The 12616-nt window shown below is 59.6% G+C and carries 10 protein-coding genes; 6 read left to right on the forward strand and 4 right to left on the reverse strand.

Annotated features, from left to right (window positions below):
* Positions 1 to 3: 3 nt before the first annotated feature.
* The 5 genes from MUM_RS0126920 to MUM_RS0126940 all read left to right on the forward strand — a co-directional run bounded on the left by MUM_RS0126920 (position 4) and on the right by MUM_RS0126940 (position 7722).
* Entirely contained in the window at positions 4 to 1167 is a 1164-nt protein-coding gene (locus tag MUM_RS0126920; protein WP_010176134.1) for an EAL domain-containing protein, read from the forward strand.
* A 72-nt stretch (positions 1168 to 1239) separates the two neighbouring features.
* On the forward strand, positions 1240 to 2571 hold the full coding sequence (locus MUM_RS0126925) for a deoxyguanosinetriphosphate triphosphohydrolase (protein ID WP_003209075.1): 1332 nt from the start codon (positions 1240 to 1242) through the stop codon (positions 2569 to 2571).
* A 226-nt stretch (positions 2572 to 2797) separates the two neighbouring features.
* Positions 2798 to 3205: a response regulator gene (locus tag MUM_RS0126930; RefSeq protein ID WP_010176135.1), complete on the forward strand. Its 408-nt coding sequence runs from the start codon at positions 2798 to 2800 to the stop codon at positions 3203 to 3205.
* A 249-nt stretch (positions 3206 to 3454) separates the two neighbouring features.
* Positions 3455 to 4081: a response regulator transcription factor gene (locus MUM_RS0126935; RefSeq protein WP_010176136.1), complete on the forward strand. Its 627-nt coding sequence runs from the start codon at positions 3455 to 3457 to the stop codon at positions 4079 to 4081.
* Between the two features lie 8 nt (positions 4082 to 4089).
* A complete protein-coding gene (locus tag MUM_RS0126940; protein WP_029616121.1) occupies positions 4090 to 7722 on the forward strand; it encodes a transporter substrate-binding domain-containing protein in 3633 nt (1210 codons plus the stop codon).
* A gap of 37 nt (positions 7723 to 7759) precedes the next feature.
* Here MUM_RS0126940 and MUM_RS0126945 read toward each other — a convergent pair whose 3' ends face one another.
* Both MUM_RS0126945 and MUM_RS0126950 read right to left on the reverse strand, forming a co-directional pair.
* On the reverse strand, positions 7760 to 8242 hold the full coding sequence (locus tag MUM_RS0126945; protein ID WP_010176138.1) for a GAF domain-containing protein: 483 nt from the start codon (positions 8240 to 8242) through the stop codon (positions 7760 to 7762).
* On the reverse strand, positions 8239 to 9129 hold the full coding sequence (locus tag MUM_RS0126950; protein WP_010176140.1) for an ATP-binding protein: 891 nt from the start codon (positions 9127 to 9129) through the stop codon (positions 8239 to 8241). The genes MUM_RS0126945 and MUM_RS0126950 overlap by 4 nt, the downstream gene beginning before the upstream one ends.
* A 167-nt stretch (positions 9130 to 9296) precedes the next feature.
* On the opposite strand from MUM_RS0126950, the gene MUM_RS0126955 reads away from it, so the two are divergent.
* Complete coding sequence (locus tag MUM_RS0126955; RefSeq protein WP_010176142.1) at positions 9297 to 11606, forward strand: hybrid sensor histidine kinase/response regulator; 2310 nt, start codon at positions 9297 to 9299, stop codon at positions 11604 to 11606.
* Here MUM_RS0126955 and MUM_RS0126960 read toward each other — a convergent pair.
* Positions 11590 to 12042, reverse strand: coding sequence for a MarR family winged helix-turn-helix transcriptional regulator (locus MUM_RS0126960; protein WP_010176143.1), 453 nt, complete (start codon positions 12040 to 12042; stop codon positions 11590 to 11592). The two genes, MUM_RS0126955 and MUM_RS0126960, sit on opposite strands and share 17 nt — an antisense overlap.
* On the reverse strand, positions 12039 to 12524 hold the full coding sequence (locus tag MUM_RS0126965) for a glutathione peroxidase (protein WP_010176144.1): 486 nt from the start codon (positions 12522 to 12524) through the stop codon (positions 12039 to 12041). The genes MUM_RS0126960 and MUM_RS0126965 overlap by 4 nt, the downstream gene beginning before the upstream one ends.
* Positions 12525 to 12616: the final 92 nt, after the last annotated feature.

The raw sequence follows: 12616 nt of genomic DNA on the forward strand, positions 1-12616 counted from the left end.
CCCGTGATCGACGGGCAACCGCTCGCCTGCTTCCAGCCATTCATCGATACCGCCACCGGCCGCATCGCCGGCGTAGAAGCCCTGGGCCGCCTGCGCCAGGCGAACGGCCAACTGCGCTCGGTGGGTCCGCTGTTTGCCGACCCGCGCACGCCCTCCGTGGCCTTGCGCCGACTGGACCGGCAGATCCGTGACAACGCCCTGAGCCGCCTGCATGAAGCGCCGGAAGACTGGTTCCTCAGCCTGAATATTTCGCCACGCTGGATCACCCGCCTGCGCCCGGGTCAGGCCCTGCCGAGCCTCAAACAACTGCAGGTACACAACGTCGACCCGCGCCGCATCGTGTTCGAGATCACGGAACTGGGCGGCGATATCCTGCGCCTGGCCGAAGTGGTGGAGCGCTACCGCGAGGCCGGGGCGCGGATTGCCATTGATGACTTCGGCGCCGGCTATTCCCAGCTGGACCGGGTGCTGGCCTTGCAGCCAGACATCCTCAAGCTCGACATGCGCCTGTTCCAGGCCGCTGCCCGGGGCGGCCCAAGTGGTGAGGTGGTACGCGCACTGGCGCAGATGGCGGAAAAAACCGGCTGTTGGATCATTGCCGAAGGCGTGGAAACCGAGGCACAGCTGAATTTCGCCCTGGAATGTGGTTCACGTTATGTCCAGGGCTACCTGTTTGCCCAGGCCCAACTGGACTGGTTCGCCACCGACGCGTTCGTGCCGCGTTTCGCCCATCTGCGCACCGGGTATGTCCAGCAGAAGCTGGCCGAGCGCGGCCGGATCATGCACCTGCGCCACCAACTGGCAGAACTGATGCAGATCCTGCAAACCTGGGCGCAGGCACAGGCGCCCCTGAGCCAGCTGCCGCAATTGCCGGCGTTTCCCTGGCTGCTGCGTTTTTACCAGTGTGATCGGCATGGCACGCAACTGACGCCCAATTTCGAATGGCACCAGGGTGCCTGGCAAGCCGACAGCCGCTACCTGGGACATAACTGGTCATGGCGCCCGTACTTCTATCATCTGCTCGCCGAGGGCTGGGAGGAGCGGCGCTTGAGCCTGTCATCAACCTATCGCGACGCCACCACCAACCAATACTGCCTGACGGCCGGACAATTCTTTGATAACGGTCAGCGCCTGCTGTTAATCGATATCGACGCCGTCGGCCTGTAGTTTTTCGCTTGCGCAGGCCTGGCTGAACCGGGAAGCTGGGCGACGTCATTCACCGCACGGAGAGTACCCGCCTTGGATTGGCCCACCCTGCTTACCCGCGAACGTCTTGGAAAACCCCTGCACAGCCCGGAAGAACTGGGCCGCAGCCCCTTTCACAAAGACCACGACCGCATCATCTTTTCCGGCGCGTTTCGCCGCCTGGGCCGCAAGACCCAAGTGCACCCGGTGACCAGCAACGATCACATCCACACCCGGCTGACCCACTCCCTGGAAGTCAGTTGCGTGGGCCGGTCCCTGGGCATGCGTGTGGGTGAGACGATCCGCAGCGCCCTGCCCGACTGGTGCGACCCGAGTGACCTGGGCATGGTGGTGCAATCGGCCTGCCTGGCCCACGACATCGGCAACCCACCCTTCGGCCACTCTGGTGAAGACGCGATCCGGCATTGGTTCCAGCAGGCTTCAGGGCGTGGCTGGCTGGATGACATGAGCAGCGCCGAGCGCAATGACTTCCTCAATTTCGAAGGCAATGCCCAGGGTTTCCGGGTGCTCACCCAACTGGAATACCACCAGTTCGATGGCGGCACCCGGCTCACCTACGCCACCTTGGGCACCTACCTGAAATACCCCTGGACTGCCCGGCACGCCGACTCCCTGGGCTACAAGAAGCACAAGTTCGGCTGCTACCAGAGCGAGTTGCCGATTCTCGAACAGATCGCCCAGAAGCTCGGCTTGCCGCAACTGGAAGAGCAACGCTGGGCCCGCCACCCGCTGGTGTACCTGATGGAGGCTGCCGACGATATCTGTTACGCGCTGATCGACCTTGAAGACGGCCTGGAAATGGAGCTGCTGGAATACGCCGAGGTCGAGTCATTGCTGCTGGACCTGGTGGGCGACGACTTGCCGCAAACCTATCGGCAGCTCGGCCCGCTGGACTCCCGTCGACGCAAGCTGGCGATTCTGCGGGGCAAGGCCATCGAGCACCTGACCAATGCCGCAGCCCGGGCGTTCGTCGAACAACAGGACGCCCTGTTGGCCGGTACCCTGCCGGGAGACTTGGTGGAACACATGCACGGCCCGGCCAAGCGCTGCGTGCTGGATGCCAAGGACATGGCCCGCAAGAAAATCTTCCAGGACAAGCGCAAGACCCTGCATGAAATCGGCGCCTACACCACCCTGGAAATCCTCTTGAACGCCTTCTGCGGGGCGGCCCTGGAACAACATGGCGGGCGTACTCCGTCGTTCAAGAACCGGCGCATCCTCGACCTGCTGGGCAACAGTGCCCCCGACCCCTCGTGGTCATTACACGCCTCGTTCCTGCGCATGATCGACTTCATCGCCGGCATGACCGACAGCTACGCCAGTGAAATGGCCCGCGAAATGACCGGACGCTCCAGCCCGCAATGAAGCACAGCCCTGGCTTATGGCCAGGGCCCCTTTTTCAAAGAATCGCCCTACGCACGGAACAGAGCGGCCTGATCGAAGTTCTTCCCCGCCGCAATGAATAATCGCGCGCCCTGATCGCAGTCTTTCGAACTGTTCCTACGCCCGATAGCTGACGGGCCCATTAACTTCTTACTACACGCCCTGGCGGAGCGTCTTCAGGGCACTTGCCCCTTTCATGGAAAAAACCATGCACGAACAACTTCGTATCCTGTTGGTGGAGGATCATCCTTTTCAATTGCTGGCGACCCAATGTTTGTTACGAAACTATGGTTACCACGACCTGGCCCTCGCTGAAAATGCCGAACAGGCCATTCGACAGATGACACAAACCGCACTGCCATTCGATATTCTGCTGTGTGATCAATGCTTGCCAGACCTGCCCGGGCTGGAGTTGATTGAAATCGCCCACCGCAGAGGCTTTATAAGGTCCGCGATCTTGCTCAGCGGCCTGCCCGTGAATGAACTGGAAAACCTGAAGGCTCAGGCATACCAGCGTAACTTTCCGTTACTTGGCTACTTGCCGAAGCCGTTGAGCGCCATTGAGTTGAGCGAACTCATACGCCAATTGCCCCTTCCGCGCTCAACAAAAAAGTAGGAAGTTAAACGCCTGAGCCATACGAAAAACCCTCTTTATAAAACCGCCCACCCACTGCCACTTACTTTTAAATTTCAGCCACGCAAAACGCTTGCACCCCAACAACAAATACCTCACGAAGCGTAATCCTTTGCTTTTTTTAATGTAGGAACATTCTTGTTTTACGTTTGTTCCACATCAAGTTCATCCTCCTTCATTGCCATGTGAGCTAATGTGCCGACTTTATTTGCGCTTGTATGGGATTTGATTATGAACTCAGTTTTTATTATCGACGACCACCCTGTTATCCGGCTTGCCATTCGAATGTTGTTAGAACACGAGGGCTATAAAGTTGTTGGAGAAGCCGATAACGGATGTGATGCGATACAAATGGTCAAGGAGTGCCAGCCGGACCTCATCATCCTTGATATCGGGATTCCGAAACTCGACGGCCTGGAAGTACTGTGCCGGTTCAACGCAATGAGTACCTCGACCAAGACGTTGATCCTGACGGCCCAGACCCCCAAGCTCTTTGCCACTCGGTGCATGCGCTCCGGCGCCGATGGTTATGTCTGCAAGGAAGGCGACCTGAGTGAGCTGCTCAGTGCCATCAGGGCAGTCTTGTCAGGTTACAACTACTTCCCGAGCCAGGCCCTTAATGGCAACAACAATGAAACAGATTGCAACGAAGAGCTTGAACTTTTCAAAGTGGTCAATGATCGCGAACTCATGGTATTACAACTTTTTGCCCAGGGCCGGACAAACAAGGAAATAGCCAAAGGCATGTTCCTTAGTAACAAAACCGTCAGTACGTACAAAAAAAGGCTCATGCAAAAACTAAAAGCCAAATCCTTGGTAGAACTTATCGAGATGGCAAAACGTAACGCGCTAGTGTGAGAAATCGGATGCCCAGGCGTATAAAGGACTATCTAATCATTTTGAGTATCGGGGTATGCCTCAGCACTTCCGTGCCTGCCGAACAACCGGTTCCCGAGCAATATGCACTGCTGGGGCGTGCGGGTGCCGTTCAACTCGACACCCCCTTGAACAAGACACAACGCCAGTGGCTGCAAAACAAGCGGGAATTGATACTGGGCACCTCCGGGCCCGACTACCCGCCCTTCGACATCACCTCCAGCGGGCGTGACTATGAAGGGCTGACTGCCGATTACGCCGGCCTGGTGGCCAAAACGCTGGCAATACCGCTGACGGTGTTGCGCTACTCCACCCGAGAGGCCGCGATCCAGGCGCTGGAAAACGGCGAGATCGACTTTCTCGGATCCTCCAACGGTTTTGAAGCGGCAAATCCGGACATCATCCTGTCATTGCCCTACGCGGTGGACCAGCCGGTACTGGTCACCCGCGAAGGCGAAAACCGCAACCTGAGCAACGGCCTGGCAGGCCTGCGCCTGAGTCTTGTCTACCACTACCTGCCCATGGACGAGGTGCAGGCACTGTATCCAAAAGCAACCATCCACGCCTACCCGTCCTATCAAAATGCCTTGAACGCGGTGGCGTTCGACCAGGCTGACGTCTTCCTGGGCGACACCATTTCCACTCACTACATGATCAACAAGGGCTACCTGAGAAATATCCGCATGGCCAACTTCGGCAAGCACGAGGCGCACGGTTTCAGCTTCGCCTTGCGCAAGGACCAGCCTATTCTCCTGAGCATCGTCGACTCGGTGCTCGACGGCGTATCGACCTATGAACGCGACAGCATCGCCAAACGCTGGAGCGCCGGCAGCGACATCCTGCTGACCGACCGCAAGCTGCAACTGACCCTGCGCGAAGAACGCTGGCTCAAGGAAAACCCGGTGGTGAAGGTCGTCGTCAACGAAACCTTCGCCCCACTCACATTCTTTGATACCGATGGCAACTTCCGGGGCGTCACCGCCGACCTGCTTGAGCTGATCCGACTGCGAACCGGCCTGCGCTTCGAGATTCAACACGTGCGCGACGTCTCCAGCATGATCAATCTGGTCCACTCCGGCGCTGCCGACATCATCGGCGCCATCACGCCGAGTACCGGGCGCGAGTCCCTGCTGACCTTCAGCCGACCCTATCTGGAAAACTCCTACGTTCTGCTGACACGCAAAGAGACGGGGGCGCCCGCCAGCCTTCAACAGATGGCCGGCACGCGCCTGGCGATCACCCAGGGCAATCCGCTGGAAAAGTTCCTGCGCCAGGAATTTGCCCGGATCACCCTGGTGGAAGCCGGTGATACCTTCAAGGCATCCGAATTATTGGTGCAGGGACAGGTAGAAGGTGCCGTGACCCCATTGGTGATCGCCAACTACTTCCTCTCGTCACCGGTGTTCCAGGATAAATTGCAGATCAGTTCCAGCATCGGCACGCTGCCAGCCACGTTTGCCCTGGCAACGTCCCGTCACGCCATCGAGCTGAGTTCGATCCTCGACAAGGCGCTGCTCAGTATTGCGCCGGATGAGTTGACGGCCATCAATAGCCGCTGGCGTGGCTACAACGCCGCATCCGATGGTTACTGGCGCAACTATCATCGCCTGATCGCCCAGATCATCATCGGCACCGGGCTGCTGTTGTTGATTTCCCTGACGTGGAACGGCTATCTGCAGCGCCAGATCAAGCATCGGAAGCTGGCCGAACGTGCCCTGAGTGACCAGTTCGAATTCATGCGGGCGCTGGTCAATGAAACGCCGCATCCGATCTACGTACGTGACCACAACGGTTTCCTGCAGACCTGCAACGACAGCTACCTGCAAACGTTCGACGTCAAGCGCGCAGACGTCATCGGCAAGAGCATCACCCAGATGGGCATGGCCCTTGAGACGGAAGCGGCTCAATACCATGCCGACTATCAACAGGTCGTGGCCGAAGGCAAACCACTGATCCTTGATCGCACCCTGCATGTTCACGGAAAAAAACTCACGATCTATCACTGGATCCTTCCGTACCGCGACTCCATGGGCGAGGTGCAGGGCATCATCGGCGGCTGGATCGATATCAGTGAAAGGCGCCAACTGTTCGATGAACTTCGCGCTGCCAAGGAACGCGCTGACGAGGCCAACCGCGCCAAGAGCACGTTCCTGGCGACCATGAGCCACGAAATCCGCACCCCCATGAATGCGGTGATTGGCATGCTCGAGCTGACACTCAAGCGTGCCGACCAGGGGCATCTGGATCGCCCCGCCATCGAGGTGGCCTACAACTCGGCCAAGGACCTGCTGGAGCTGATCGGCGACATTCTGGACATCGCACGCATCGAATCCGGTCGGCTGAGCCTGGCCCCGGAAAGGGTCAACCTGCGGGAGGTGATCGAGTCGGTGGTCCGCGTGTTCGATGGCCTGGCGCGCCAGAAAACCCTGAGCCTGGCGCTGGAGTTTACCCCCGATGTCGACGGCACCGACGTACTGATCGACCCCTTGCGGTTCAAGCAGGTGCTGTCGAACCTGGTGAGCAACGCGATCAAGTTCACTGAGCGCGGGCAGGTAAAGATCAAGGTGCACCTGAAGGAGACCGGGCAACCCCAACAGATCGAGATGAAACTGGTGGTGGAGGACACCGGCATCGGGATCAACCGCGAAGACCAGCTACGCCTGTTCGAACCTTTTGCCCAAGCCGACAACTCCGGGCACCTGGCCCGGAGCGGCGCGGGCCTGGGCCTGGTAATTTGTCGCAGCCTGTGCGCGATGATGGGCGGCCAATTGAGCCTGAGCAGCGTACCCATGGTGGGCACCCAGGTACACGTCAGCCTGACGATGACCAGCCTGCAGCCGGTCAAGGCCGTCGACAAACTGGAGCCTGCCGCGACCACGCCGGCGCCGGTTCTCAATGTACTGGTGGTGGACGACCACCCGGCCAACCGCTTGCTCATGTGCCAGCAACTGGGCTTTCTCGGCCATCAGTTCACCGCCGCGCATCATGGGGCTGCCGGGTTCCAGGCGTGGCGCCAGGAACACTTCGACCTGGTCATCGCCGACTGCAATATGCCGATCATGAATGGCTACGAGTTGAGTCGTTCCATTCGCGAGTATGAGCAGCGCGAGCAAAAAGCACCGTGTGTGATACTCGGTTTCACTGCCAATGCCCAACCGGAGGAGAAACAACGCTGCTTCGACGCGGGCATGAATGATTGCCTGTTCAAACCCATCAGCCTCACTGCGCTGGAGCAGCATCTGGCGCAAGTCGACCCGCTCCCCACCCGCAACGCGTTTGCCCTTCAAAGCCTGGACGCGATGACAGGCGGCGACCCAGAGTTGAGCCGCCGGTTGCTTGAAGAATTGCTCAACAGCAGCCGGCATGATCGGGTCGACCTGATGGCCCTGCTGGCCCGGCAAGCCTCTGCCAACGACATGATCGACCAGGCCCACAAAATCAAGGGCGCCGCCCGGATCATCCAGGCCAATACCCTGTCCGGGCAATGCGAAGCGTTGGAACTGGCATGTGGCGAACGCGACAATCCACACGTGATCGAGGCAGGCATCAAGGCAATAGAGAAATCCATGCTTGAGCTGGAGAGGATGTTACAGATGCAACTGGACGTGCTGGGCCGTCTGTAGGAACGAGCTTGCTCGCTCCTACAGGAGGGTCAGCCCATCAGCAATCGGTCAACCGCAGGAAAATCGCCGCCAACTGCTCGATGCCGGCCTGATCCTGCGGGGTAAACCGCGACAGCGATGGACTGTCCAGATCCAGTACGCCAATCAGGCGCCCTTCCTTGACCAGCGGAACCACCAGTTCGCTGTTCGAGGCGCTGTCACAAGCAATATGCCCAGGGAACGCGTGCACGTCTTCCACCCGCTGGGTTTGCCGCGAGGCCGCAGCCGCGCCGCACACACCGCGGCCAAACGGAATGCGCACACAGGCAATCTGCCCCTGGAACGGCCCAAGCACCAACTCTTCATTGCGGTTGAGGTAGAAGCCCGCCCAGTTCAAATCGTCCAGCTGATTGAACAGGAACGCGGAAAACTGTGCCGCATTGGCAATGAAATCCCGCTCATCCGCCAGCAAGGATTCCAGCTGCGCGTGGAGCATGGCGTAACCATCAAGGCCGGTGCCGGCCTGTTGCAAATCGATCATGGTTGACGCTCCAGTAATTTGAGGCCCACCCAATAGCGGGCGAACTGATAGGCACAACGACCGTTGCGATTGCCACGCCCGGTTGCCCAGCGCACCGCGAGGATGTCCAGCGCTTCATCACGCTGCCACTGCAAACCGGCCTTGCTCGCCAACTCACCGATCCAGTGCTCGACCACATCCAGGAAGTGCTCCTGGTTGAACGGGTAAAACGACAGCCACAGGCCGAAACGGTCAGACAGGGCGATCTTGTCCTCCACCGCTTCGTTGGGGTGCAGTTCACCGTCTATGTTCTTCCAGTTTTCATTATCACTCTGGTTTTCGGGCACCAGGTGACGACGGTTGGAGGTGGCGTATAACAAGACGTTTTCCGGTGCCTGCTCCAGGGAGCCGTCGAGTACGCTCTTGAGCACGCGGTAATCGCTCTCACCGGCCTCGAAGGACAGGTCGTCGCAGAACAGCACAAAGCGTTGTGGCAATTTGATCAGTTGCTCAACCACCCGCGGCAAATCCGCCAGATGATCGCGTTCGATCTCGATCAAGCGCAATCCGGCCTTGGCATGCTGGGCCAGCAAGGCCCGCACCATGGACGATTTACCGGTGCCGCGCGAGCCCCAGAGCAACGCATGGTTAGCCGGCAAACCCTCGAGAAACTGCTGGGTGTTGCGGGCCAATTGTTCGCGCTGTTTATCCACACCGATCAAGTCGGACAGGCGCATGTCCAGGCTGACCTCCAGCGGCAACAAAAAGCCGCTGCGGCCTTCGCGCTGCCAACGGGCAGCCAGGCAATGGTTCCAGTCAACGGCTTCGCGCGGGGCAGGCAAAAGGGGTTCCAGGCGAGCAAGCACCGCATCGGCACGCTCAAGAAAGGCATTCAATCGAGAATCCACGACTATTCCTCTGGCAAGTTCTTGTAAAAGATGGCGTATTGGCAACCCTGAGGCAGACCGTGCAGGGCTGCACCGAATAAAATCGATTCATGCCGGGCAAGTTTGAGCCTGTGGATGTTCAGCTATGCTTGCCGGGCGAAAGGAAACGTAAAGTGGTACAGCACCCGATGGATATCAAGTTCGCCCACCGCTTGTCTTATAAACAAGCCAGACTGACAGTGCTGGTCGGATTCGTCTTGGGAACCTTGCTCAGCCTGATACAGATTGGGATTGATTATGCCAGCGAAGACGCTTCCATCAACCGTGAAATACGTGCGCTGATTGAAATCAGCCATAACCCGGCTTCGCGCATCGCCTATAACATCGACGCCGAACTCGCTCAGGAACTGACCCTGGGCCTGTTGCACTCCCCTGCCATCACCCGTGCACAACTGATCGACAACAACGGGTTGGTACTGGCCGATGTGCATCGCCCGCGCAAGGAAAGTACCTACCGCCCCATCAGCGACTTCCTGTTTGGCGCCAACCGTGAATTCGAAGACCGGTTGTACCTCACCCACATGCCGAATGACGCCCTCGGTGTGCTGCGGCTCGACGTCGACACCTACGCGTTCGGCAGCCGCTTCCTGCGCCGCGCCGAGATCACCCTGCTCAACGGATTCGCCCGCAGCCTGATCCTCACCGGGATTCTGTTGGCACTGTTCTACGTCATGCTGACCAAGCCGCTGGTGCGCATTATCCGCGAGCTGAGCTCCCGCAAGCACGAACGCCTGGACTGCCCGCCGGGGCACGAACACGACGAAATCGGGGTGTTGGTCAACGTCGCCAACCAGCAGTTTGAAAACATGGAGACCGAAATCCAGCAACGTCGGCATGCCGAGAACCGCCTGACGGAATACCTCGGGCAACTGGAAGACATCGTTTCCGCGCGCACTACCGAACTCAAGGCCATCAACCACCGATTGACGTTGTCGAACGACGAGCTGGAAGCCGCGAAGATGACAGCCCTTGGCATGGCTCAGGCACGGGCGGCGTTCCTCGCCAACATGAGCCATGAAATCCGTACGCCACTCAACGGCCTGCTGGGGATGATCGCTCTCTCCCTCGACAGCCCGCTGAATGCCGAGCAACGCCAGCAGCTGTCAATCGCCCATGACTCGGGCAAAGTGCTGGTGGAATTGCTCAACGATATCCTCGACCTGTCCAAGTTCGACGCCGGCCAGCTGGAGCTGGAAAGCATCCCCTTCGACCTCGGCTCACTGGTGGAAGACACGGCCAACCTGCTCTCGCAAAACGCCGCGCCCAGTGTGGAGTTGACGTGCCTGATCGACCCGCAGTTTCCCGCCCAGGTGCTGGGCGACCCGACGCGGGTACGGCAGATTGTCAGCAACCTGCTGTCCAACGCCCTGAAATTCACACGCTTTGGCCGAGTGGACGTGCGCCTCAGCGCCCAGGCCGGCCGTGTCCGGATCGAGGTCTGCGACACCGGCATCGGGATCGCCCAGGACGCCCAGGTCAAAATCTTCCAGCCGTTCACCCAAGCCGGTGCGGGCATCACGCGTCAATTCGGCGGCACCGGCCTGGGCCTGGCACTGACCCACAATTTGTGCGAGGCCATGAAGGGCCGCCTGAGCATCAGTTCCGAGGCAGGCTTTGGCAGCCAGTTCTGCGCCGACCTGCCATTGCCGACGCATTTACCGGCTGCGCGCCTGGCACCTTTGGCAGGGGAAGTGATCGCGATCACCAGCACCAGCAGCGGCCTGGCTGAACTGCTCGACAGCCTGCTGCCGAGTTGGGGGCTGGCGCCGCGCTTCTATTCCATCGACGATGACTTGAGCGGGCAGAATCCCGACCTGCTGATCACCGACTGCCCCGAATGCCTGTTTCGCCTGCGCCCGGCGATCACCGCGCCGATCCTGTTGGTGACCGCCTACGGCAACTTCATGCCGAGTGAAGAGGTCGCAGCCCTGGCGCCTTTGCAGCAACAGGCCCGACCTCTCAGCCGCACGGCGCTGTACCAGATACTGCAACGCAACTTGCGCATCGATCCGGACCTGGTCCTTGACCTGATCCAGCTGGAAACCGGCCCCCTCGCTCACCGGGCGCGCATCCTGCTGGTGGAAGACAACCCGGTCAATCAACTGGTGGCCAAGGGCATGCTTGGCAAGCTTGGCTGCGAGGTGACCGTCGCCGCCCACGGTGGCGAAGCCCTCAAGCTGCTGGAAGAACACAGCTTCGACATGGTGCTGATGGACTGCAACATGCCGGTGATGGATGGCTATGAAGCCAGCCGGCAGATTCGCCGCAGCGGGCGCTGGCCGGACCTGCCGATTGTCGCCCTGACCGCCAACGCCATGTCCGAGGAACGCGAGCGCTGCCGGGCGGCAGGCATGAATGACTACCTGGCCAAGCCGTTTCGCCGGGAAGAACTCAAGGCCTTGCTCGACCTGTGGGTGCCGACTACGACAAGTCTCTGACCTGGCGCAGTAACTCATCCAGGCCGTCACGCAAGGCATCAGCCTGGTTCAGATCAACTCCGCTGTCGCACAACAGCTGTGCCTTCAGCGGTTGCACCTGATCACGCAGGTGCCGGCCTTCATCCGTCAGGCTCAGGTGCACTTCCCGCTCATCCAGCGTACTGCGCTGACGCCGCACCAGCGCAAGCTGCTCCAGGCGCTTGAGCAGCGGCGTCAGCGTGCCGGAGTCCAGCAACAAGCGCTCGCCCAACGCCTTGACCGTAGGTTGTGGCAGGGCTGCCGCCTGCCATTCCCACAGCACCAGCATCACCAGGTATTGCGGGTAGGTCAGGCCCAACCGGTCGAGCATCGGCTTGTAGGCCCGGGTGACTGCGCGGGAGGCGGCGTACAGCTTGAAGCACAGTTGGTCATCGAGGGCCAGGGACAGGTCGGTCATTTGAGCAGGGCTTCAATCTCTTGGGTCAGATCCTGGGGCTTGGTGGTAGGCGCAAAGCGCTTGACCACCTGGCCGTCGCGGCCGATCAGGAACTTGGTGAAGTTCCACTTGATGCCCTTGGAGCCCAGCAAACCCGGGGCCTGCTTTTTAAGCTGGACGAACAACGGATGCGCTTCGCTGCCGTTGACGTCGATCTTCTTGAACAGCGGGAAGCTGACACCAAAGTTCAGCTCGCAAAATTCCGAAATGGCGCCTTCGTTGCCCGGCTCCTGCTTGCCGAACTGGTTGCAGGGGAAACCCAACACCACCAGGCCCTGGTCCTTGTAGTGCTGCCAGAGTTCTTCAAGGCCCTTGTATTGCGGGGTGAAGCCGCATTTGCTGGCGGTGTTGACCACCAGAATCGCCTTGCCGGCGAAGTCGGCCAAGGTCTTTTGCTCACCCTTGATGGTGGTGCAAGGAATGCTCAGCAGGTTGTCGCTCATGGCAGTGCCTCGTAATAAACAGGAAGAACCAAAAGATAGTAGACAATTCAATTGTGTGCAATTGAATTGCCCGGACTTATACCTGGATATAA

Source organism: Pseudomonas sp. PAMC 25886, assembly GCF_000242655.1.
In the GTDB taxonomy this organism is placed as follows: Bacteria; Pseudomonadota; Gammaproteobacteria; order Pseudomonadales; family Pseudomonadaceae; genus Aquipseudomonas.

Excerpts from the sequence above, each read along its gene's own strand:
- MUM_RS0126930 (WP_010176135.1), top strand. The coding sequence starts at position 2,798 with ATGCACGAACAACTTCGTATCCTGTTGGTGGAGGATCATCCTTTTCAA.
- MUM_RS0126935 (WP_010176136.1), top strand. The coding sequence starts at position 3,455 with ATGAACTCAGTTTTTATTATCGACGACCACCCTGTTATCCGGCTTGCC.
- MUM_RS0126940 (WP_029616121.1), top strand. The coding sequence starts at position 4,090 with ATGCCCAGGCGTATAAAGGACTATCTAATCATTTTGAGTATCGGGGTA.
- MUM_RS0126945 (WP_010176138.1), bottom strand. The coding sequence starts at position 8,242 with ATGATCGATTTGCAACAGGCCGGCACCGGCCTTGATGGTTACGCCATG.
- MUM_RS0126955 (WP_010176142.1), top strand. The coding sequence starts at position 9,297 with ATGGATATCAAGTTCGCCCACCGCTTGTCTTATAAACAAGCCAGACTG.
- MUM_RS0126960 (WP_010176143.1), bottom strand. The coding sequence starts at position 12,042 with ATGACCGACCTGTCCCTGGCCCTCGATGACCAACTGTGCTTCAAGCTG.
- MUM_RS0126965 (WP_010176144.1), bottom strand. The coding sequence starts at position 12,524 with ATGAGCGACAACCTGCTGAGCATTCCTTGCACCACCATCAAGGGTGAG.